This window comes from Streptomyces sp. NPDC053541 (assembly GCF_044544705.1).
GTDB lineage: Bacteria > Actinomycetota > Actinomycetes > Streptomycetales > Streptomycetaceae > Streptomyces.
Genome location: NZ_JBITXM010000004.1, coordinates 400,561 through 421,612 on the forward strand (window position 1 = coordinate 400,561; position 21,052 = coordinate 421,612).

General features: G+C 72.9%; 20 protein-coding genes and 2 tRNA genes. 12 read left to right on the forward strand and 10 right to left on the reverse strand.

What is annotated here, in order from left to right; translation table 11 throughout:
- From ACIGW2_RS12395 to ACIGW2_RS12440, 10 genes are all read left to right on the forward strand, one after another.
- Window positions 1-285: an acyl carrier protein gene (locus ACIGW2_RS12395; RefSeq protein ID WP_391654011.1), complete on the forward strand. Its 285-nt coding sequence runs from the start codon at window positions 1-3 to the stop codon at window positions 283-285.
- On the forward strand, window positions 282-578 hold the full coding sequence (locus ACIGW2_RS12400; RefSeq protein WP_356066724.1) for an acyl carrier protein: 297 nt from the start codon (window positions 282-284) through the stop codon (window positions 576-578). Before ACIGW2_RS12395 ends, ACIGW2_RS12400 begins: the two co-directional genes overlap by 4 nt.
- On the forward strand, window positions 559-1,704 hold the full coding sequence (locus tag ACIGW2_RS12405) for a beta-ketoacyl-[acyl-carrier-protein] synthase family protein (RefSeq protein ID WP_391654010.1): 1,146 nt from the start codon (window positions 559-561) through the stop codon (window positions 1,702-1,704). The genes ACIGW2_RS12400 and ACIGW2_RS12405 overlap by 20 nt, the downstream gene beginning before the upstream one ends.
- Window positions 1,701-2,288, forward strand: coding sequence for a beta-ketoacyl synthase chain length factor (locus tag ACIGW2_RS12410; protein ID WP_391654008.1), 588 nt, complete (start codon window positions 1,701-1,703; stop codon window positions 2,286-2,288). Before ACIGW2_RS12405 ends, ACIGW2_RS12410 begins: the two co-directional genes overlap by 4 nt.
- Window positions 2,285-2,875, forward strand: a complete 591-nt coding sequence (locus tag ACIGW2_RS12415; protein ID WP_391654007.1) for a hypothetical protein — start codon at window positions 2,285-2,287, stop codon at window positions 2,873-2,875. Before ACIGW2_RS12410 ends, ACIGW2_RS12415 begins: the two co-directional genes overlap by 4 nt.
- Before the next feature lie 6 nt (window positions 2,876-2,881).
- Window positions 2,882-4,387, forward strand: coding sequence for a DHA2 family efflux MFS transporter permease subunit (locus tag ACIGW2_RS12420; protein WP_399843204.1), 1,506 nt, complete (start codon window positions 2,882-2,884; stop codon window positions 4,385-4,387).
- Between the two features lie 28 nt (window positions 4,388-4,415).
- Complete coding sequence (locus tag ACIGW2_RS12425) at window positions 4,416-5,498, forward strand: diiron oxygenase (RefSeq protein ID WP_391654005.1); 1,083 nt, start codon at window positions 4,416-4,418, stop codon at window positions 5,496-5,498.
- 20 nt (window positions 5,499-5,518) lie between these two features.
- Window positions 5,519-6,256: an SDR family oxidoreductase gene (locus ACIGW2_RS12430; protein ID WP_391654004.1), complete on the forward strand. Its 738-nt coding sequence runs from the start codon at window positions 5,519-5,521 to the stop codon at window positions 6,254-6,256.
- Window positions 6,257-6,481: 225 nt separating this feature from the next.
- On the forward strand, window positions 6,482-7,423 hold the full coding sequence (locus tag ACIGW2_RS12435) for an alpha/beta hydrolase (protein WP_391654003.1): 942 nt from the start codon (window positions 6,482-6,484) through the stop codon (window positions 7,421-7,423).
- 222 nt (window positions 7,424-7,645) lie between these two features.
- Entirely contained in the window at window positions 7,646-8,362 is a 717-nt protein-coding gene (locus ACIGW2_RS12440) for a LuxR C-terminal-related transcriptional regulator (protein WP_391654002.1), read from the forward strand.
- A 54-nt stretch (window positions 8,363-8,416) separates the two neighbouring features.
- On the opposite strand, the gene ACIGW2_RS12445 is transcribed toward ACIGW2_RS12440, so the two are convergent.
- A tRNA-Ala gene (locus ACIGW2_RS12445) sits at window positions 8,417-8,489 on the reverse strand.
- A gap of 133 nt (window positions 8,490-8,622) precedes the next feature.
- Between ACIGW2_RS12445 and ACIGW2_RS12450 the strand changes: the two genes are divergently transcribed.
- Together ACIGW2_RS12450 and ACIGW2_RS12455 are read left to right on the forward strand one after the other, a co-directional pair.
- Window positions 8,623-9,171: a DNA-binding protein gene (locus ACIGW2_RS12450; RefSeq protein WP_356066740.1), complete on the forward strand. Its 549-nt coding sequence runs from the start codon at window positions 8,623-8,625 to the stop codon at window positions 9,169-9,171.
- 31 nt (window positions 9,172-9,202) lie between these two features.
- Window positions 9,203-10,471 carry a serine/threonine-protein kinase gene (locus ACIGW2_RS12455; protein ID WP_391654001.1) on the forward strand — a complete coding sequence of 423 codons (1,269 nt, stop codon included), beginning with the start codon at window positions 9,203-9,205 and terminating at the stop codon, window positions 10,469-10,471.
- 37 nt (window positions 10,472-10,508) lie between these two features.
- On the opposite strand, the gene ACIGW2_RS12460 is transcribed toward ACIGW2_RS12455, so the two are convergent.
- From ACIGW2_RS12460 to gnd, 9 genes are all read right to left on the reverse strand, one after another.
- Window positions 10,509-11,819: a hypothetical protein gene (locus ACIGW2_RS12460; protein WP_391654000.1), complete on the reverse strand. Its 1,311-nt coding sequence runs from the start codon at window positions 11,817-11,819 to the stop codon at window positions 10,509-10,511.
- Window positions 11,820-12,036: 217 nt separating this feature from the next.
- Window positions 12,037-12,171, reverse strand: coding sequence for a DLW-39 family protein (locus tag ACIGW2_RS12465; RefSeq protein WP_003958712.1), 135 nt, complete (start codon window positions 12,169-12,171; stop codon window positions 12,037-12,039).
- A 116-nt stretch (window positions 12,172-12,287) separates the two neighbouring features.
- Window positions 12,288-12,361, reverse strand: a tRNA-Ile gene (locus ACIGW2_RS12470).
- 99 nt (window positions 12,362-12,460) lie between these two features.
- The gene (locus tag ACIGW2_RS12475; RefSeq protein WP_391654257.1) at window positions 12,461-13,057 is read right to left on the reverse strand and encodes a DUF3566 domain-containing protein; all 597 of its coding nucleotides are present in this window, start codon (window positions 13,055-13,057) and stop codon (window positions 12,461-12,463) included.
- Between the two features lie 123 nt (window positions 13,058-13,180).
- A complete protein-coding gene (gyrA, locus tag ACIGW2_RS12480) occupies window positions 13,181-15,775 on the reverse strand; it encodes a DNA gyrase subunit A (protein WP_356066746.1) in 2,595 nt (864 codons plus the stop codon).
- 41 nt (window positions 15,776-15,816) lie between these two features.
- Complete coding sequence (gyrB, locus tag ACIGW2_RS12485) at window positions 15,817-17,847, reverse strand: DNA topoisomerase (ATP-hydrolyzing) subunit B (RefSeq protein WP_356066747.1); 2,031 nt, start codon at window positions 17,845-17,847, stop codon at window positions 15,817-15,819.
- A 563-nt stretch (window positions 17,848-18,410) separates the two neighbouring features.
- Complete coding sequence (locus ACIGW2_RS12490) at window positions 18,411-18,965, reverse strand: DciA family protein (protein ID WP_361578606.1); 555 nt, start codon at window positions 18,963-18,965, stop codon at window positions 18,411-18,413.
- Between the two features lie 26 nt (window positions 18,966-18,991).
- On the reverse strand, window positions 18,992-20,113 hold the full coding sequence (recF, locus tag ACIGW2_RS12495) for a DNA replication/repair protein RecF (RefSeq protein WP_391653998.1): 1,122 nt from the start codon (window positions 20,111-20,113) through the stop codon (window positions 18,992-18,994).
- A 59-nt stretch (window positions 20,114-20,172) separates the two neighbouring features.
- Window positions 20,173-21,051 carry a phosphogluconate dehydrogenase (NAD(+)-dependent, decarboxylating) gene (gnd, locus tag ACIGW2_RS12500; RefSeq protein WP_356062145.1) on the reverse strand — a complete coding sequence of 293 codons (879 nt, stop codon included), beginning with the start codon at window positions 21,049-21,051 and terminating at the stop codon, window positions 20,173-20,175.
- Window position 21,052: the final 1 nt, after the last annotated feature.

Consider the following 21,052-nt stretch of genomic DNA (forward strand, 5'->3'; position numbering starts at 1 on the left):
ATGAGCAGCAAGACCACAGGCACCACGGGCCAGTTCCTCCTGTCCACCCTGCGCGACCTCAACTACGAGGTCGACGGCGTCACCGACACCACCCCGCTGGGCGACGGCGGTCTGGAGCTGGAGTCGCTCACGCTCGCCGAGATAGCCATGCAGGTCGAGCAGGAGTACGGCGTGCAGATCGACGACGAGGAGCTGGAGGCGCTCGCCGGCCTCGACTTCGGCCGGCTCGTCGCCCTGATCGACGCGCGCGCCGCCGACCCGGCGCTCACCGGGCGGGCGCGGTGACCACCCACCTCCCGCAGCCGCCGGCGCCCGCCGGGCTGACCCGGAGCGACCTGGTCGCGATCCTCGCCTCGTACGGGGACCGGGAGCCCGGCGACGTCGCCGAGCGGATCGACTCACTCGAACTGGCCTGGGTCGTGCACAGCGTCGAGGAGCGCTTCGACACCGAACTCGACCTGGACGACGCCCAGCTGGCCCGGATGGTGACCCTGGACGACGTGCTCGACGTGCTCGGCGGCGCCCTCGCCGACGCCACCGCCGCCCCGGGAGGTGACCGTGCCGGCACCGCGCACTGACCGCACCGGGGTGGTCGTCACCGGCATGTCCGTGACGACCGCCTTCGGGCGCGGCGCCGAGGCCCTGGGCCGGGCCCTCGCCGCCGGGCGCCCCGCCTTCGCGGAGGTCACCCGCTTCGACGTGACCCGGCGCCGGGCCAAGCACGCCGCCCACCTGCCGGGCGACCCCGACCTGCACACCGAACTCACCGCCGTGGTCCGCGAGGCCGCCGCGCAGGCGGAGCTCACCGAGGAGCTCGCCGCCGGCACGCCGCTGCTGTTCGCCCGGCACGCGGACGCCTCCTGGGCGCGCCGGCCGCTCGCCGAGCAGCCGCGGCACCACCACGCCGCGAGCGGGGCCGCGCTGGCCGCCGCGACCGGACTGCGCGGCGCCGACCGCACGTACACCAACGCCTGTGTCGCCGCGAGCACCGCCGTCGCCGACGCCGCCGCGCTGATCGCGGCGGGCCGCGAGGAGCGGGTCGTGGTGGCGGCCGGCTATCTCGTCGACCCCGACGTGTACGGGCTGTTCGACGCGGGCCGCGCGCTGGCCACCGACGGGCAGCTGCGCTCGTTCAGCGCCGGCCGCAAGGGCCTGCTGCTCGGCGACGGCGTGGCCGCCGTGGTCCTGGAGGCGGCCCCGGCGGCCGAGCGGCGCGGGGCCCGCCCGCTGGCCCGGCTGACCGGCTGGGGCCGCGCGGGCGACGCGTACCACGTGTGCCAGCCGCACCCGGAGGGCCTGGGCATGGCCCGGGCGATCACCGCCGCGCTGGAGCGCGCCGGGCGCACGCCGGAGCAGGTCGACTACGTCAACGCGCACGGCACCGGCACCCCGTACAACGACTCGGCGGAGACCGCGGCCGTCCACCTGGCCTTCGGCGAGCACGCGGCGAAGGTGCCGGTCAGCTCCACCAAGTCGCTGACCGGGCACACCCTGGAGGCCTCGGGGGCGGTCGAGCTCGCCGTCTCGCTGCTCGTCCTGGCGGACGGCCGGCTCCCGGTCAACGCAGGCTATCTGGGGGAGGACCCGGCCTGCCGGCTCGACCTGGTCGTCGACGCCCCGCGCCCGGTGCGCCCGCGCACCGTCCTCTCGCTCAACGCGGCGTTCGGCGGCGCCAACACCGCCCTGGTCCTGGAGGCGACATGAGCACGCGTACGGTCCCGTCCGCCCGCCCCTCGGCGGGCCCGGCCCCGCTGGAGGTGCTGTCCCGCGGCTCCTGGCCGGCGGGGGACGACCCGGCCGGGGCGGACGACCCGGCGGCCGGGCCGCCCAAGCTGGCCGGCTTCGTGGTGTCCTCCTTCAGCCCGCTGGCCGCCGAGGCCGCCCACCGCTGTCTGCGCGCCCACCACGGCGAGGCGCCGGTGCCGGCGGAGCGCGGCGACCGCACGGCGGTCGTCGTGGTCAGCCGGCTCGGCGACTTCGCCACCGACCGGGCGGTGGGCGCCGCCGTCACGGCGGGCCGCCCGGTGCAGCCGCTGCTGTTCTTCCAGTCGGTGCCCAACGCCGTCGTCGGCCACGTCGCCACCGCCTGGGGGCTGCGCGGCCCGGTGGTCTGCTTCAGCCCCGAGGGCGACCAGGAGCGGGCCGCCCTGGACTACGCCCGGCTGCTCTTCGAGGACGGCGAGGCCGACGAGGCCCTGCTGATCCTGGTGGAGCTGTCCGTGGACGAGGAGTCCGGGACCGGTCCGGGCACCGCGACCGCCCTGCTCGTACGGGAGGGGGCCGCGTGAGCGACGGGGCGCGCCCGCCGCTGGGCGAGCTGGAGAACGAACTCACCGACGCGCTGCGCCAGTTCTGGTGGCTGCACGACGCCCGCTGGTACCAGGGCGTGAAGAAGCGCTTCGGCCAGGAGGTGGCCAACGAGATCAACGCGGAGGCCATCGCGTTCGTCAGCCGCCGGGTCGGCTCCTGGTACCAGCAGCGCGAGGGCACGCCCGACGCCGCCTCGCCGAAGGAGCTGGCCGCCGCCGTCGACGGGCTGACCCGGGTGATGACCAACGAGCGGATGATGCGCTCGCACACCGAGGTCCTGCCCGCCGGCGAGGGGGACGGCGGGCCCGTGGTGGAGACCGTCATCACCGAGCACTTCGCGCTGCGGATGCTCCGGGCCGCCCGCTCCCTGGAGGGCTACGCCTGTCCGTGCCTGCGCATGCGGGACGGCTGGTTCCAGGGCCTCGGCGTCGAGGTCACCGACGCCACCACCGAGTGCATGCGGACCGGGGGATCCGTCTGCCGCTTCCACACCGAGAGCGCCGAGAGCACCGAGAGCGCGGACAGCGCGCCGGGCGCCGAGAGCACCGAGAGCACGAGGAGCTGACCCCCGATGACAGAGACGTCCGAACCGACCGGCGCCCGCCCGCCCGGCCTGGCCACGGCGCCCGGCGGACCGCCCGGCGGCGCCCCCGCCGAGGCGGCCCGGGCCGCCCAGGACGCGGAGGCGGCGGCCGGCGCCTCCCCCTACACGCGTCCCGGACTGACCCTGCTGGCCTCGTGCGGCGCGACCTTCATCGCGTTCCTCGGCGTCTCCGTCGTCTACATCGCCTTCCCCGAACTGCCCGAGAGCTTCCCCGACGCCTCCCTGTCGCTGCTGTCCTGGGTGGTGAGCGGCTACACCGTGGTCTTCGCCGCGACCCTCGCCCCGGCCGGCCGGCTCGCCGACGTCATCGGACTGCGCCGGCTGTTCACGCTGTCCGTGGCCGGGTTCACGGTCGGCTCGCTGCTGTGCGCGCTCGCCCCGACGGTGGAGCTGCTCATCGCCGCCAGCGCCGTCCAGGGCCTCTTCGCGGCCGGCATGGTGCCGTCCTCGCTGGCGCTGCTGCTCGCCTCGCGCCCGCCGCACGAGCGGGCCAAGGCGATCGGCCTGTGGGGCGCCTCGTCCTCGGCGGCGGCCGCGGCCGGCACCCCGCTCGGCGGCTTCCTGGTGCACAGCTTCGGCTGGCCCTCCGTGTTCCTGGTGAACGTCCCGCTCGGCGCCGCACTGCTCGCGCTCGCCTGGTGGGTGCTGCCCCGGGTGCGGATGCGCGCCGCCGCCGTCCCGGACCTGCTCGGTACGGTGGCGCTGCTGCTCGGCGTCGGCGGCCTGGTCGCCGCGCTCACCCAGGGCAGCTCCTGGGGCTGGGGCAGCGCCCCCTTCCTCGGCGTGCTCGCCGCCGGAGCCGTGCTCCTCGCCGTCGCGCTGCTGCGCTCGCGCAACCACGCCACGCCCGCGCTCCAGCTGGCGCTGCTGCGCACCCGGAAGTTCGCCGTGGCCAACGCCTCCTTCCTGCTGTTCGGCGCGGCGATGTACTGCTGGCTGCTCGCCTCCCCGCTCTTCGCCGCGCAGATCTGGCACTACACCCCGCTCCAGGCCGGGCTTTCGCTGACCCCGGGCGCCGTGGTGTCGGTGGTGGTCTCGGTGCTCGCGGGGCGGATGCCCCGGCGCCACCAGCGCACGGTGGTCGTGGCCGGCACCCTGCTCTTCGCCGTGCAGTGCGGGATCTGGGCCGTCGGGCTGCGCGCCGAGCCCGACTTCGCGCTGGTGTGGCTGCCCGCCAACATGATCGGCGGCATCGGCATCGGCGCCGTGATGACCACCCTGTCCGCGACCGCGGCCGGCGCGCTGCCGCCGCAGCGGTTCGCCGCCGGCGCGGGCCTGGTCGTGACCTCCCGCCAGGTGGGCGCGGCCCTGGGCACGGGCGCCTTCGCCGCCCTGATCGCGGCCCTCGGCGGCCCCGGCGTGGGCGCCTTCCGCACGGTGTTCGCGGTGTGCACGGCCCTCGCGGTGCTCGCCGGACTGATCGCCCTCGGGCTGACCGACCCCGCACCCGCGGCGCACAAGACGGACGACTGAGCCGCAGCAGAAGAGGAGAAGCAGAAGGATGAGTACGGACCGTACGGACCGGATAGCCGAGCCGGGCACCGAGCCCGGCACCGCCACGGCCACCGCGTCGGACACCGCGCCGACCGCCGGGGTGGTCCCGCCCGAGCTGCCCGCGCACGACCCCGCCGACGTCACCGAGAACGCGGTCATCGCGCGGCTCGCGGGCAACTGGCACCGCAGGGCCGCCGTGAAGCGGGAGGAGCCCGACCTCGACACCCTGTACGACGTCACGCGCGACGACTACCCGGAGCGGATCCTGCCGTTCCGGGACCACCCCACGTTCACGGCGCTCGCGCCCGAGGACCGCACCCGGCTGCTGAGCTGGGCCTGGGTCTCGTACAACCGCACCACCGTCCTGCTGGAGGGCCAGATCGTGAACCCGGCCTTCCAGCTCGGCCTGGACGGCGGATTCCCGCAGCTGGGCGGGGAGTTGATGCAGCGCAGCCTGGCCCAGGCCATGGTCGACGAGCAGTACCACACCCTCATGCACCTCAACGCGAGCGCCGTGACCCGGCGCAAGCGGGGCTGGGCGCTGCCGGACGCGGTGCTGCCGAAGCCGCTGATCGTGCGCCGGCACGACGAGCTGCGGGCGGCGGCCACCGAGGAGTGGGAGCGCTCGCTGACCACGCTGGCCTTCGCGACGGTGGCCGAGATCTCCATCAACGCCTATCTGAACCTGATAGCCGACGACAAGGAGATCCAGCCCGTCAACAGCGCGGCGGTGCGCATCCACAACCGCGACGAGTACTGCCACGCCTCGATCGCGGCCGTGCTCGCCGAGAAGGTGCACGCCGACCTGGACGGACACCGGCAGCGCTTCTTCCTGAAGGCCCTGGTCGACGGCCTGGAGGCGTTCGTCGGCAACGACTTCACCACCTGGCACCGGATCATGGACGAGACGGGCATTCCGGGCGGCCACGCCATGCTCGACGACATCCAGGCCGCGGGCGGCCGCAAGCGCCTGATCCAGGACTTCACCGGACTGCACCAGCTCGTCGAGCGGCTCGGCGCCCTCGACCGGGTCGACTTCGACTGGTCCCGCAGCATCACCGACTCCGACGCCGCCTCGCCCGCGGCCTGACCGAACGGAACCCGCACACCATGGACCAGCAGTCAGCAGGCCCGGCGGCCGCCCGGCCCCGCACCGTGCTCGTCACCGGCGGCAACCGCGGCATCGGCGCGGCCGTGGCCGAGGCCTTCGTGGCGCTCGGCGACCGGGTGGCCGTCACGCACCGCGGCTCCGGGGTGCCGGCCGGCACCTTCGGCGTGGAGTGCGACGTCACCGACGGCGCCTCGGTGGACGCCGCCTTCAAGACCGTGGAGCAGGAGCTCGGCCCGGTGGGCGTCCTGGTCGCCAACGCCGGCATGACCTCGGACGGCCTCCTGCTGCGGATGCGCGAGGAGCAGTTCCTGCGCGTCCTGGACACCAACCTCGCCGGCGCCTGGCGCTGCGCCCGGCGCGCGATCGGCCCGATGCTGCGGGCCCGGCACGGCCGGATCGTCCTCGTCTCCTCCGTGGCGGGCCTGTACGGCAGCGCCGGCCAGACCAACTACGCGGCGAGCAAGTCCGGTCTGGTGGGCCTGGCCCGCTCGATCACCCGTGAGTACGGGGCGCGGGACGTCGTCGCCAACGTGGTGGCCCCGGGCCTCATCGACACGGACATGACCGCGGACCTGACCGAGGAGGTCCGCAAGGAGAAGCTGGCCGGCATCCCGATGGGGCGCAGCGCCTCGGCGCGGGAGGTGGCGGACGTGGTGGCCTGGCTGTCCGGCCCGGGCGCCGCGTACGTGGCGGGCGCGGTCATCCCGGTCGACGGCGGCCTCGGCATGGGCCACTGAGGCCGGGCCGGCACGGCCCTCCCCGCCCGCCCCACGGTCGCCGCCCCGGCCGGCCCCCGCCACCGCACGACCCCGCACGACCCCGCACGACCCGTACGACGCCGCACGACCCCGCACGACCCCGCACGACCCGTACGACGCCGCACGACCCGTACGCCCCGCACGACGCCGCCCGGTCCCGCTCCGGCCCCGCCCGCCCCGTACCGCCCGAAAGGAACGCCCCCCTTGTACGTCCACCCCCAGCTCCAGCCGGTCCTGGACGCCCTCCCCGCGCGCGACATGTTCGCCGACATCCCCGCCACCCGCGCCGGCCTGCACCGGGCGATGGCGACCCGCGAGCCGTACGGGGACCCGCGCCTGGGCATCGAGGACGCCGTCGCCCGCGTGCCCGGCGAGGCCGACGTGCCGGTGCGGCTCTACCGCCCGGCCGGGGTCGAGGGGCCGCTGCCCGCGGTGCTCTTCTTCCACGGCGGCGGCTTCGCCCTCGGCGACCTCGACTCCGGCGACCGCACCTGCGCCCGGATCTGTACGGACACCGGCGCCCTGGTGATCGCGGTCGACTACCGGCTGGCGCCCGAGCACCCCTACCCCGCCGCGCCGACGGACGCCTGGACGGCGCTGCGCTGGGCCGCCGCCGCCCACGCCGAACTGGGGCTCGACCCGGCCCGGCTGGCCGTCAGCGGCCACTCGGCCGGCGCCTGCCTGGCCGCCGGGCTCACGCTGCGCGCCCGCGCCGAGAACGGCCCGGCCATCGCCTTCCAGCAGCTGCTGCTCCCGGTGCTCGACGACCGGGACACCGGCACCTCACGCGAGGAGGTCGACGACCCGCGGGTCATCAACGGCGCGTCGGCGCGCACGCTGTGGCGGATCTACCTGGCGGACGCGGCCGCGGACCCGGGCGCGCTCCCCGCGTACGCCGTCCCGGGCCGGGCCGGGGACCTGTCGGGGCTGCCGCCGGCCTATGTCCAGGTGGCCGGCTCCGACCCGCTGCGCGACGAGGGCCTGGCCTACGCCCGGCGGCTCGCCGAGCACGGGGTCGGGCTCGAACTGCGCTTCGTGCCGGGCGCGTTCCACCTCTTCGAGGACTTCGGCGCGGCGACCCCGCTGGCCCGCGAGACGGTCGCGCACTGGCTCCGCGCGCTGCGCGAGGCGCTGCGTTCCGCCTGAGCGGGGCCGCCGGGACCCTCCGGGACGGGGGTCACGGGACGCCCACCGGCGTACAGGTGGCCGGGGGCTCATTCGATCGGGTGAATGTGTGACCGGCATGACATTGCGCTTCCTGACACAGTCGCCCCAACGCTGCTGCGGCGGACGGCGGGGGACTGGTGTGCTCGTGGTCAGGAGCGGCCGCGTGGCTGCGCGGCCGCCCTGAGCAAAGGGGGAGAAACCATGCGCAACAGCCGCAGCGCGCCGATCCGCATCGTCATCGCAGAGGACCATGCCCTGGTGCGGGAAGCGGTGTCCCTTCTACTGTCCCGTGAACCGGATCTGGAGGTCGTCGCCGAAGCCGCCGACGGCCCCGCAGCGGTCCGGGGCGCCGTCCGCGGCGCCGACGTCGTCCTGCTCGCCCCGGGCCTGCCCGGCCGCGGGCCCGTCCAGACCCTCCGCGACCTGCGCACCAAGGCGCCGCGGACCCGGGTCGTCCTGCTCTCGGAGAGCGAGGACGACGGCCTCGCCCGCACCCTGCTCGCCGAGGGCGCCCACTCCTGCGTGCCCACCCGGGCCCCCAGCGAGACCCTGCTCCGCGCCGTCCGCGCGGCCGCCCCGGAGACGCTGGAGACCCCGGAGACCCAGGAAAGCCCGGCACCCGCGGACGAGGAGCGTCCCGCGGGCCGTGAGCTGCTGACCGAGCGCGAGCTCGAAGTCCTCCGTTATGTCGGCCAGGCGCTGAGCAACCGCCAGATCGGCAACCGGCTCACGATCACCGAGGGCACCGTCAAGCGTCACCTGCAGAACATCTTCGCCAAGCTCGACGCCCGGTCCCGCATCGACGCGGTCAACAAGTACCGGGCCGTCCTGTCCACCACGATCCCCACGCCGACCCCGACCCCCACGTCCGCCCCCACCCGGTCCGCCGACCGCACGCCGGAGCACTGCGGCCGCTGACCGAAAAAGCCCCTCCGACCTGCGTTCTCGCAGGTCGGAGGGGCTTTCTTCCGGTGGAGCCTAGGGGAGTCGAACCCCTGACATCTGCCATGCAAAGACAGCGCTCTACCAACTGAGCTAAGGCCCCGGAACGAGACCAGAGTACCGGGTGCACCCCCGTATCCCGCAAAAGGATTGGGACTCCCCGTCGGCGACCACGCTCCGTAAGATGCTGACCGGGGTTCGCAGTGGCGAACCCAAGGGATGGGGAGAAGTAGCAAATGGACACAGCGCAGCAGGAAGCCACGGCCAGAGCCCGGGAGCTTCAGCGCAGTTGGTACGGGGAGCCGTTGGGGGCGCTCTTCCGTCGGCTGATCGACGATCTCGGGCTGAACCAGGCCAGGCTGGCCGCCGTGCTCGGGCTCTCGGCACCCATGCTCTCCCAGCTGATGAGCGGCCAGCGGGCCAAGATCGGCAATCCCGCGGTCGTGCAGCGCGTCCAGGCCCTCCAGGAGCTGGCCGGCCAGGTCGCCGACGGCAGCGTCAGCGCCGCCGAGGCCACCGACCGGATGGACGAGATCAAGAAGTCCCAGGGCGGCTCCGTGCTCACCTCCGGCAGCCAGACCACCTCCAGCAGCGGCGCCCCGACCGTGCGCCGCGTGGTGCGCGAGATCCAGTCGCTGCTGCGCTCCGTGGCCGCGGCCGGCGACATCATCGAGGCGGCGGACTCCCTCGCGCCGGCCCACCCGGAGCTGGCAGAGTTCCTGCGGGTGTACGGCGCGGGGCGCACGTCCGACGCGGTCGCCCACTACGAGTCGCACCAGAACTGAGGCCGGACGTACGGGGAGCGGGCGCAGCGCGATGGGTGAGGTCTTCGCGGGTCGGTACGAGCTGATCGACCCGATCGGACGCGGCGGGATCGGCGCCGTCTGGCGCGCCTGGGACCACCGGCGCCGCCGCTACGTGGCGGCGAAGGTGCTCCAGCAGAGCGACGCCCACGCGCTGCTCCGCTTCGTGCGCGAGCAGGCGCTGCGCATCGACCACCCGCACGTCCTCGCCCCGGCCAGCTGGGCGGCCGACGACGACAAGGTCCTGTTCACGATGGACCTGGTCGCGGGCGGCTCGCTGGCGCACGTGATCGGGGACTACGGCGCGCTGCCGCCCCGGTTCGTGTGCGTCCTGCTCGACCAGCTGCTGTCCGGACTGGCCGCGGTGCACGCGGAGGGGGTCGTGCACCGCGACATCAAGCCGGCGAACATCCTCATGGAGGTCACCGGCACCGGCCGGCCGCACCTGCGGCTCTCCGACTTCGGCATCTCCATGCGCAAGGGCGAGCCCCGCCTCACCGAGACCAACTACGTGGTGGGGACGCCCGGTTACTTCGCGCCCGAGCAACTGATGGGCGCCGAGCCCGACTTCCCGGCCGACCTGTTCGCGGTCGGTCTGGTCGCGCTCTATCTGCTCCAGGGCCGCAAGCCCGACTCCCAGGCCCTCGTGGAGCACTTCCGGACCCACGGCACCCCGGGCGCCCCGCAGGGCATCCCGGAGCCGCTCTGGCAGGTCCTGGCGGGGCTGCTGCAGCCGGACCCGGAGCTGCGCTTCCGGACGGCCACGGGGGCGCGCAAGGCGCTCACGGCGGCGGCCGAGCTGCTGCCGGAGCCGGCGGCGGGCGAGGAGCCGGTCGAGGTCTTCGACCAGATCGGTCCGCTGCCGGCCGGCTTCGGTCCCCAGGGCCCGCTGAGCGCCGCCCCGGCCGCACCCGCACCGGCCCCCGCGCCCGCGCCCGTACCGCAGCAGGACGCCGGGCCGCCCCTGCCGGGTCCGTCGGAGACCGGCAGCTTCCACCTGCCGCCGCCCCCGCGGCACGCGCCCGTCCCGGCCCCTGCCCCGGCCCCGACGCCCACCGAGCGCGTGGTCGCCGCCCCGGCCGGCTTCGCGCAGGCGCCGACGCCCGCCGTGGCCTATCCGCCGCGGCCGACGGCGTACGAGCCGCAGCCCGGACTCCCGTACACCGCCCCTCAGGCCGTACCGGCGCGCCGGCCCGGGCCGCCCGCCAAGGTGGCGGTGCCGGTCCTGATCACCGCCCTGCTGTGCTTCGCCGTGGGCGTCTGGGCCCTGCTCCAGGCCTGAGGGCCTCCAAGGCCCCTGCGCCCCGTGCTCCGGCGCCTCAGTCCGCCCGGCGGCGGGCCAGCAGCCACCACGCGCCCAGGCCGAGCAGCAGCACGCTGCCCGCGCCGATGCCGGCCACGCCGACGACCTTGAACGTGCCGCTGCGCTCGATCTCGGGGCCGCTCTGCCCGCTGGCGGCCGCGTCCCGGTCGTCCGCGGTCACCGAGAACTCCCCGGCCGGTCCGGCGTACGGCGGCGCGGCCTTCGCCTTTCCGGTGACGCTCACCTTGAGGGTCACCGGCAGCGGCTTGTCCCCGTACCCCTTCGCCAGCTCCGGGCTGAGCGTCGCCGACAGGTAGTACCAGCCGGCGAAGCGCATGGCGCTGGTGGAGTCGTTCGAGGAGAAGCGGTTCTCGTAGGCCACCGGGCGCTCCGGGTCGAGCGCCATCGTCGCCGGGTCGCCGGAGTACGTCATCGACTCCTGGTCGACGTGGCCGCGCGCCGGGTTCTCCAGGGACAGCACCAGCGCGTTCGACACGAAGGCGTCCCCGGCCGGGCTGCTGCCCAGCTCGGCGCCGGCGAACAGCTGCTGGCCCCAGTCGACCGGCACCCGGTAGTAGGCGGTCTGGCCGGGCCTGAGATCGGTGCGCCACTCGCCCTGGGTGAGCGAGGTGGCGTCGTGGAAGCCGGCCCCGCCGTCCCGCCGCTGCGGGCCGCCCCCGGGCGGCCCGGGCGTGCCGGAGGCCCAGTCGGAGGGCAGCGCGGTCGGTCCGGGCGCCTTGGTGAGCGCCGGTTCGGTCAGATAGCGGATCTCCAGGTCCCAGTCGCCGCCGTCCGAGCCGTCCTTGGAGTCGCGCTCGACGAGGACGTAGTACGCCCCGGCCTGGGTACAGCTCGTCGACTCCGGCTCGATGGTGCGGTGGGCGTAGGCGGCGAGCGGCCGGGTGAAGTCGCCGGTGAAGGAGACGTTCTGGTAGCCGCACTGGCTGTTGGAGCCGTCCTGCATGCTCACCTTGATGCCGTCGCCGTAGCCGGCGGCCCGGGCGCCCTTGCGGGGGACGGCGACGACGGAGACGTAGGCGTTCTGCTTGTCGTCCAGGTCGACGCGGTAGTAGAGCTTGCCGTCCTTCTTGATGCTGTCGCGGTAGGTCGTGCCGGGCTGCAGCCGCTCGGCGTCCAGGTTGGACACGGCGCCCTTGACCGGCCGCGCACCGCTGTCGAAGGCGTATCCCCCGTCGCCCGCGGCCGCCGCCCACGCCCCGCCCGGCAGGGCGAGTCCCGCGCACAGTGCCGTGGCCAGCGCCCCGGCCGCCCGCCCGTACGCGACGGCCCCGCCGCGCCCGTGCCCGGTACCCCGTTGCCTCTTCACGCGCTTCCCCTCGTCGTGTCCGTGCCGGCCCATCCTGCCCGCCGGTACCGCCGACACCCTACAAATTCGCGAGAGCAAGCAATTTCTTCGCATTCGCGCACGCGCGTGAGCCTCGGCGAACGGAACGGGGCCCCGTGAACAGAGCGAGGCCGTGAACAGAGCGAGGCCCCGGCCGCGTCATGCGGCCGGGGCCTCGCCCCTGGACGATGGGTTCGTCTCACACACCCGAACCTGCGGGCACGGAGTCGGTCGCCTCCGTCCACAGATCCTGCTCGGCGCGATCCGCCTGGATCTGGCGGTACACGAGGAGCCCGCCGATGGCGGCCAGTGCGACCAGGAGAAGCTTCTTCACCGCGCGACCTCGTCTTTCGTTGACGTAGGAGACTTCTGACGCCCACTCTACACATCGGTCATCGGCGGCAAAGCAATCGGCCCGGACGGGTGAACCGTCCGGGCCGATCTTCTGTGTGGGGCTAACAGGATTTGAACCTGTGGCCTCATCCTTATCAGGGATGCGCTCTAACCAACTGAGCTATAGCCCCGCCGCGCTTTGCGGTGTGTGTCCCGCGCGCTGACTCCTGAAGATTAGCGCACGTGGGGGCCAGTCCCAAAATCGGTTCCCGGGACCGACCCCCGGGGCCTCACTCGTCCTCGGCGAGCGTGAGCTCGACACCGCCCACGAAACCGGCGGAGAGGTTGTAGATGAAGGCGCCGAGCGTGGCCAGGGCCGTCATCAGGACCACGTCGATCACCGCGATCACCGAGGTGAACATCAGGACGCGCGGCAGCGACAGGAAGGACTGCAGGTCGAAGCCGTTCGACTCGTTGGAGCCGGTCGCCTCCGAGATCGTGCCGCCGACGGTCGAGAAGACCCCCATGGCGTCCATGACCATCCACAGCACCGCCGCGGCCACCACCGTGCAGATGCCGAGCGCGATGGAGAGCAGGAAGCTCACCTTCATCACCGACCACGGGTCCGCCTTGGCGACCCGCAGCCGCGCCTTGCGGGTGCGCGGCGTCGTGCGCGCCCCCGTCCGGGCCTTGCGCTGGGCGGCCGCGCTCTGGCCGCCCAGGGTGCCGCCGCCGCCCTGCCCGGGCGCGCCGGCCTGCGCGCCCTGCGGGGCGCCGTAGGCCTGCGGCGGGTGGTACGGGCCCTGCGGCTGCGTCCCCCCGCGCTCGCCGGGCAGCGGCCCGTTGTACGTGTCGTACGAGGGCCTCTGCCCCCGGGTGTCCGTCACCGTCATCCCCCTACCTTCGGCGGGAGTGCCCCCACCCTGGGAGTCCGTGGCGGAGCCACGGGCACCGCTCGATCCTGCGGACCGGCCGTCGGCCGGACCGGCGCCCGTGGCTCCACTCACGCTCTACTCCTCGTGCTCCCCGGTCTCGGGCTCCGTGCCCTCGACCGCCTCGGCCGACTCCACGGCCTCGGCAGCTTCGTCGCCGTCTTCGTCCTCGCTGCCGGCCTCGGCGTTGCGGGCGATTCCGACGACGGCATCGCGCTTGCCCAGGTTGATCAGCTGGACGCCCATGGTGTCACGGCCGGTCTCCCTGACTTCGTTGACTCGCGTACGAATCACACCACCGGACAGCGTGATGGCGAGGATCTCGTCCGTCTCCTCCACCACCAGCGCGCCCACGAGGGAGCCGCGGTCCTCCACGATCTTGGCGGCCTTGATGCCGAGGCCGCCGCGGCCCTGGACGCGGTACTCGTCGACGGCGGTGCGCTTGGCGTAGCCACCGTCGGTCGCGGTGAAGACGAACGTACCGGGCCGGACGACATTCATCGAGAGGAGTTCGTCGTCCTCGCGGAAACTCATCCCCTTCACGCCGGACGTGGCTCGGCCCATCGGGCGCAGCGCGTCGTCGGTGGCGGTGAAGCGGATCGACTGCGCCTTCTTGGAGATCAGCAGCAGGTCGTCCTCGGCGGACACCAGCTCGGCGCCGATCAGCTCGTCGTCGCTGCCGTCCTCCCGCTCGCGCAGGTTGATGGCGATGACGCCGCCGGAGCGCGGGGAGTCGTAGTCCTTGAGCGCGGTCTTCTTCACCAGGCCGGCCTTGGTGGCGAGCACCAGGTACGGCGCGGCCTCGTAGTCGCGGATCGCGAGGATCTCGGCGATCTGCTCGTCCGGCTGGAAGGCCAGCAGGTTGGCCACGTGCTGGCCGCGGGCGTCCCGGCCGGCGTCGGGCAGCTCGTAGGCCTTGGCGCGGTAGACCCGGCCCTTGTTGGTGAAGAACAGCAGCCAGTTGTGGGTGGTCGTCACGAAGAAGTGGTCGACGATGTCGTCCTGCTTCAGCTTCGTGCCGCGCACGCCCTTGCCGCCGCGCTTCTGCGAGCGGTAGTCCTCGGTCTTGGTCCGCTTGACGTAGCCGCCGCGCGTGATGGTGACGACGATGTCCTCCTCGGCGATCAGGTCCTCGATGGACATGTCGCCGTCGAAGGGCACCAGCTGCGAGCGCCGGTCGTCGCCGTACTTCTCGACCAGGGCCGCCAGCTCCTCGCTGACGATCGCCCGCTGCTTCTCGGGCGAGGCGAGGATCGCGTTGTACTCGTCGATCTTGGCCTGGAGCTCGTCGTGCTCGGCGACGATCTTCTGGCGCTCCAGGGCGGCGAGCCGGCGCAGCTGCATCTCGAGGATGGCGTTGGCCTGGATCTCGTCGATCGTGAGCAGGTCCATCAGGCCCGCGCGGGCGACCTCGACCGTCTCGCTGCGCCGGATGAGCGCGATGACCTCGTCGATCGCGTCGAGCGCCTTGAGCAGACCGCGCAGGATGTGGGCGCGCTCCTCGGCCTTGCGCAGCCGGAACTTCGTCCGGCGGACGATGACCTCGATCTGGTGCGTCACCCAGTGACGGATGAACGCGTCCAGGGAGAGGGTGCGCGGCACGCCGTCGACGAGCGCCAGCATGTTGGCGCCGAAGTTCGTCTGGAGGTCGGTGTGCTTGTAGAGGTTGTTGAGGACGACCTTGGCGACGGCGTCCCGCTTGAGCACGATGACCAGGCGCTGGCCGGTGCGCGAGGAGGTCTCGTCGCGGACGTCGGCGATGCCGCCGATCTTGCCGTCCTTGACCAGGTCGGCGATCTTCTGCGCGAGGTTGTCCGGGTTGACCTGGTAGGGCAGCTCGGTGACCACCAGGCACTGGCGGTTCTGGATCTCCTCGACCTCGACGACCGCGCGCATGGTGATGGAGCCGCGGCCGGTGCGGTACGCCTCCTCGATGCCCTTGCGCCCGACGACGAGCGCGCCGGTCGGGAAGTCGGGGCCCTTGATGCGCTCGACGAGCGCGTCGAGCAGCTCCTCGTGGCTGGCCTCGGGGTGGGCCAGGTACCACTGGGCGCCGTCGGCGACCTCGCGCAGGTTGTGCGGCGGGATGTTGGTCGCCATGCCGACCGCGATGCCGGCGGAGCCGTTGACCAGGAGGTTCGGGAAGCGGGCCGGCAGGACCGTCGGCTCCTGGTTGCGGCCGTCGTAGTTGTCCTGGAAGTCGACGGTCTCCTCGTCGATGTCCCGGACCATCTCCATGGACAGCGGCGCCATCTTGCACTCGGTGTAGCGCATGGCGGCGGCCGGGTCGTTGCCCGGGGAGCCGAAGTTGCCGTTGGAGTCGACCAGCGGCATGCGCATCGACCACGGCTGGGCCAGGCGGACCAGGGCGTCGTAGATGGAGGTGTCGCCGTGCGGGTGGTAGGTGCCCATGACGTCGCCGACGACGCGGGCGCACTTGTAGAAGCCCTTCTCGGGCCGGTAGCCGCCGTCGTACATCGCGTAGAGCACGCGGCGGTGCACCGGCTTGAGGCCGTCACGGACGTCGGGCAGCGCGCGGGACACGATGACGGACATCGCGTAGTCGAGGTAGGAGCGCTGCATCTCGGTCTCGAGCCCGACGGGCTCGATCCGCAGCTGCGGCTCCTCCTCTTCCGCGGTCCCGGTGTTCACAGGAGTGTTTTCGTCGGCCATTGCTGGTCGTCAGTCCTTTCGTACGGTCAGCTGAGACCGACTCAGATGTCGAGGAAGCGAACGTCCTTGGCGTTGCGCTGGATGAACGAGCGCCGTGCCTCGACGTCCTCGCCCATCAGCACCGAGAAGAGGTCGTCGGCCTGGGCGGCGTCGTCCAGGGTGACCTGGCCGAGCACGCGGTGCTCGACGTCCATGGTGGTGACGCGCAGCTCCTCGGCGTTCATCTCGCCGAGACCCTTGAAGCGCTGGATCGAGTCCTCGCGGATGCGCTTGCCGTTCTGCTTGCCGAGCTCGACCAGGGCGTCGCGCTCGCGGTCCGAGTAGGCGTACTCGAAGTCGTCCCGGCCCCACTTGATCTTGTACAGCGGGGGGCGGGAGAGGAAGACGTGCCCGTGCTCGATCAGCGGGCGCATGAAGCGGAAGAGGAAGGTCAGCAGCAGGGTGTTGATGTGCTGGCCGTCGACGTCGGCGTCCGCCATCAGGATGATCTTGTGATAGCGGAGCTTCTCGATGTCGAAGTCCTCGTGCACACCGGTGCCGAAGGCGGAGATCAGCGCCTGGACCTCGGTGTTCTGCAGGATCTTGTCGACCCGGGCCTTCTCGACGTTCAGGATCTTGCCGCGGATCGGCAGGATGGCCTGGTACATCGGGTTGCGGCCGGACTTGGCCGAGCCGCCGGCGGAGTCACCCTCGACGATGAAGATCTCGCACTTGGTGGGGTCGTTCGACTGGCAGTCGGACAGCTTGCCCGGCAGCGAGGCCGACTCCAGGAGGCCCTTGCGGCGGGTCAGGTCGCGCGCCTTGCGCGCGGCCACGCGCGCGGTGGCGGCGGTGATGCCCTTGCGGACGATGTCCGCGGCCTCGTTGGGGTTGCGGTCGAACCAGTCCGTGAGGTGCTCGAAGACGACCTTCTGCACGAAGGTCTTCGCCTCCGTGTTGCCCAGCTTGGTCTTGGTCTGGCCCTCGAACTGCGGCTCGCCGATCTTGACCGAGATGATCGCGGTCAGACCCTCGCGGATGTCGTCACCCGTGAGGTTGTCGTCCTTCTCGCGGAGCAGCTTCTTCTCGCGCGCGTACTTGTTGACGAGCGTCGTCAGCGCGGCGCGGAAGCCCTCCTCGTGCGTACCGCCCTCGTGGGTGTGGATGGTGTTCGCGAAGGAGTACACGCCCTCGCTGTACGAGGAGTTCCACTGCATCGCGATCTCGACCGAGAGCAGGCGCTCCTTGTCCTCGGCCTCGATGTCGATGACGGTGGGGTGGATCAGCTCGCCCTTGCGCGAGTTGAGGTACTTCACGAAGTCGACGATGCCGCCCTCGTAGTGGTACTTCACCGTGCGCGCGGTCGGCTCGGCGGCCGCCTCGGCGTCCGGGTCGTCGGCGCCGACGGTCGCCTTCGCGGACTCGCGCTCGTCGGTGAGCGTGATCGTCAGGCCCTTGTTGAGGAAGGCCATCTCCTGGAAGCGCCGGGAGAGCGTCTCGAAGGAGTACTCGGTGGTCTCGAAGATGTCCGGGTCGGACCAGAAGGTGACCGAGGTGCCGGTCTCGTCGGTCTCCTCGTGCCGGGCGAGGGGCGCGGTCGGGGCGCCCATCTTGTAGTCCTGGGTCCAGCGGTAGCCGTCGGTCTTGATCTCCACCGAGACCTTGGTGGAGAGGGCGTTGACGACGGAGACGCCGACGCCGTGCAGACCGCCGGAGACGGCGTAGCCGCCGCCGCCGAACTTGCCGCCCGCGTGGAGGACGGTCAGCACGACCTCGACGGCCGGCTTGCCCTCGGACTCCACGATGCCGACGGGGATGCCGCGGCCGTTGTCGACGACGCGCACGCCGCCGTCGGCCAGGATCGTCACGTCGATGGTGTCCGCGTGCCCGGCCAGGGCTTCGTCGACCGAGTTGTCGACGACCTCCTGCACCATGTGGTGCAGACCGCGCTCACCGGTCGAGCCGATGTACATGCCAGGGCGCTTGCGCACGGCATCCAGGCCTTCGAGGACCTGGATGTTGCTGGCGGTGTACTGGTTGTTCTCGTTGGGGTTGCCGGAATCGGCCACGAAGCGCCCTTTCTGGCACAGCACAGGCCGTTCTCCGGGCATACGGGAGCGGCTGCGTCGTTCGACTTGTTCCGCAGGGTGGCGGGATTGTCTTCCAGTCTACCGGTACCACTGACACTCATGGGGGTTTGCCGGTACCTGAATGCTCATGTGCCGCCCTCCGCGGCCCCGAGACGACTCCCCATATCCGGAGAGGGGCTCCAGACGCCTCTGACGGCCACCTAGCGCTTCGGGTCGTAGCGCGTAGTGGCGACCGAACGGGGGGCGGGTGGTTTGGGCGGGTTACGAGGTGTTGGAGGGGGTTGCGGAGGTACGGGTGAGGGCGCGCGGGTACGCGAAGGGCGCACCCGGACGGGGCGCGAGGGGGCGGGCGGGCGCTGGTGCGCGGGTCGGGCGAGCCCGGCAGGTCGGGCGAGCTGGGCGGGGCCGGCGAGTCGGGTGCGTCCGGCGGACTGGGCAGGGCCGGCTCGGGGGCCGGCGGGCGCTGGGGGCCCAGGTCCGGCGGGCAGGTCGGGCGGGCGGGTCCGGGCCGAGCGGGTCCGACGGGTCGGGCGGGCTGGCAGCCTGGGCGGGTCCGGCCGGGCCGGTCAGCCGTAGGTGTCGCCGGGGCCCGTGGAGCCGGGCGCGCGGAGCGGGCCGTAGCCGCGCCGGGGGCCGCCGGGGCCGAGGACCTTGATCATGCGGACGGTGCCGTGGCCCAGGTCCTCGTTGAGCCGGGCCACCAGCCTCGGGGCGAGCAGCCGCAGCTGGGTCGCCCAGGCCGTGGAGTCGCACTGGACGGTGAGCACCCGCTCCTCGGGGTCCTCGTCGTACCGGATCGGCACGCAGTGCTTGGCCAGGTCGTCGCCGACGATCTGCGGCCAGCGGCCCATCACTCCGCCCACCGCCGCCGGGGTCTCCCAGCCGCGCTCGGTGATCAGCCGGTTGATCGCGGCACCGAGCGCCATCGGGTCGCGCCCGTCGGCGCGCGCGCCGGAGCGCAGGCCGCCACCGCGCCGGGCCTGCTTCTTCTGCGCGGCCGCCGCACCCCGCGCCCTCGCCTGCTCTTTGGCGGCGCGCAGCGCCACCCGGGCGAGGTCGACGCCCGTCGGTTCGGGAGCCGAAGGTTTGTCCACAGGCTGTGGGGAAGTTTCGCCGCTCATCGACATGGCCGTCGCCGTCCCGTCTCTCAGACCCGTTCCACGGCGCCGTCGGCCACCGCGTACCGGGTCCCGGTCAGCACCCCCGGCACGTCGTCGTCGACCGCGGCCGTCACGAGCACCTGCTCGCCCGGCGCCACCAGCTCCGCCAGCCGCTCCCGGCGCCGCGCGTCCAGCTCGGCGAACACGTCGTCGAGGACGAGCACCGGCTCGTTGCCCTCGGCGCGCAGCAGGTCGTACGAGGCGAGGCGGAGCGCCAGCGCGAACGACCAGGACTCGCCGTGGCTGGCGTACCCCTTGGCCGGCAGGTCGCCGAGCTTGAGCAGCAGGTCGTCGCGGTGCGGCCCGACCAGCGTGACCCCGCGCTCGATCTCCTGCTTGCGCACGTCGGCGAGGGCGGCGATCAGCTGCCCGTACAGCTCCTCGCGGGTGTGCCCGGCCCCGGGCGCCGAGGGCTTGTACTCCAGGTGCACCGGCCCGCCGCCCGGGGCCAGCTGCTCGTAGGCCTTGTCGGCGAGCGGCTGGAGCGTGGCGATCAGGTCGAGGCGCTGGGCGAGCAGCTCGGCGCCGGCCCGGGCCAGGTGCTGGTCCCAGACGTCGAGCGTGGACATGTCCATGGAGCGGCCGCCGTGCCGCCGCGCCATGGCGGCCGACTTCAGGAGCGTGTTGCGCTGCTTGAGCACCCGCTCGTAGTCGGAGCGCACGCCCGCCATGCGCGGCGCGCGCGCCGTGATCAGCTCGTCGAGGAAGCGCCGGCGCTCACCGGGGTCGCCCTTGACCAGCGCCAGGTCCTCCGGCGCGAACAGCACCGTCCGTACGATCCCCAGCACGTCGCGCGGCCTGACCTGCGAGGACCTGTTGATCCTGGCCCGGTTCGCGCGCCCCGGGTTGAGTTCGAGCTCGACCAGCTGGGAGCGCTCGCCCTGGGTGACGGCGGCCCGGATCACCGCCCGCTCCGCGCCCATCCGCACCAGCGGGGCGTCCGAGGAGACGCGGTGGCTGCCGAGGGTGGCGAGATAGCCGACCGCCTCGACGAGATTGGTCTTGCCCTGGCCGTTCGCCCCCACGAACGCGGTGACGCCCGGGTCGAGCGGGACCTCGACCCGGGCGTACGAGCGGAAGTCGGCCAGCGACAGATGCGTGACGTGCATGGTGGGCGCCGACCTTCTTCCCCCGGCGGCTGTGCACCGCGGGGTGCACAGCCTGTGGATTACTTCTTCGTCTCGACCGCGTGGCCGCCGAACTGGTTGCGCAGCGCGGCGATCATCTTCATCTGCGGCGAGTCGTCCTGACGCGAGGCGAACCGCGCGAACAGCGACGCGGTGATCGCCGGCAGCGGCACGGCGTTGTCGATCGCCGCCTCGACGGTCCACCGGCCCTCGCCGGAGTCCTCCGCGTAGCCGCGGAGCTTGTCCAGGTGCTCGTCCTCGTCCAGCGCGTTGACCGCGAGGTCGAGCAGCCAGGAGCGGATGACCGTGCCCTCCTGCCAGGAGCGGAAGACCTCGCGCACGTCGGTGACGGAGTCGACCTTCTCCAGGAGCTCCCAGCCCTCGGCGTAGGCCTGCATCATCGCGTACTCGATGCCGTTGTGGACCATCTTCGCGAAGTGGCCGGCGCCGACCTTGCCGGCGTGCACCGAGCCGAACTCGCCCTCGGGCTTGAGGGCGTCGAAGATCGGCTGGACCCGGGCCACGTGCTCGGCGTCGCCGCCGTACATCAGCGCGTAGCCGTTCTCCAGGCCCCAGACGCCGCCGGAGACGCCGCAGTCGACGAAGCCGATGCCCTTGGCGGCGAGCTCCTCGGCGTGCTTCTCGTCGTCCGTCCAGCGCGAGTTTCCGCCGTCCACGACGACGTCACCGGGGGAGAGCAGCTCCGCCAGCTCGTCGATGGTGGACTGGGTCGCCGCGCCGGCGGGGACCATGACCCACACGACGCGCGGACCCTTGAGCTTGCCCACAAGCTCTTCGAGGCTGTGGACGTCGGCGAGGTCCGGGTTGCGGTCGTATCCGACGACAGTGTGGCCTGCGCGGCGGATGCGCTCGCGCATGTTGCCGCCCATCTTGCCGAGACCGACGAGACCGAGCTCCATC

Excerpts from the sequence above, each read along its gene's own strand:
- ACIGW2_RS12395 (WP_391654011.1), top strand. The coding sequence starts at position 1 with ATGAGCAGCAAGACCACAGGCACCACGGGCCAGTTCCTCCTGTCCACC.
- ACIGW2_RS12410 (WP_391654008.1), top strand. The coding sequence starts at position 1,701 with ATGAGCACGCGTACGGTCCCGTCCGCCCGCCCCTCGGCGGGCCCGGCC.
- ACIGW2_RS12420 (WP_399843204.1), top strand. The coding sequence starts at position 2,882 with ATGACAGAGACGTCCGAACCGACCGGCGCCCGCCCGCCCGGCCTGGCC.
- ACIGW2_RS12425 (WP_391654005.1), top strand. The coding sequence starts at position 4,416 with ATGAGTACGGACCGTACGGACCGGATAGCCGAGCCGGGCACCGAGCCC.
- ACIGW2_RS12430 (WP_391654004.1), top strand. The coding sequence starts at position 5,519 with ATGGACCAGCAGTCAGCAGGCCCGGCGGCCGCCCGGCCCCGCACCGTG.
- ACIGW2_RS12440 (WP_391654002.1), top strand. The coding sequence starts at position 7,646 with ATGCGCAACAGCCGCAGCGCGCCGATCCGCATCGTCATCGCAGAGGAC.
- ACIGW2_RS12450 (WP_356066740.1), top strand. The coding sequence starts at position 8,623 with ATGGACACAGCGCAGCAGGAAGCCACGGCCAGAGCCCGGGAGCTTCAG.
- ACIGW2_RS12455 (WP_391654001.1), top strand. The coding sequence starts at position 9,203 with ATGGGTGAGGTCTTCGCGGGTCGGTACGAGCTGATCGACCCGATCGGA.
- gyrA (WP_356066746.1), bottom strand. The coding sequence starts at position 15,775 with ATGGCCGACGAAAACACTCCTGTGAACACCGGGACCGCGGAAGAGGAG.
- ACIGW2_RS12490 (WP_361578606.1), bottom strand. The coding sequence starts at position 18,965 with ATGAGCGGCGAAACTTCCCCACAGCCTGTGGACAAACCTTCGGCTCCC.
- recF (WP_391653998.1), bottom strand. The coding sequence starts at position 20,113 with ATGCACGTCACGCATCTGTCGCTGGCCGACTTCCGCTCGTACGCCCGG.
- gnd (WP_356062145.1), bottom strand. The coding sequence starts at position 21,051 with ATGGAGCTCGGTCTCGTCGGTCTCGGCAAGATGGGCGGCAACATGCGC.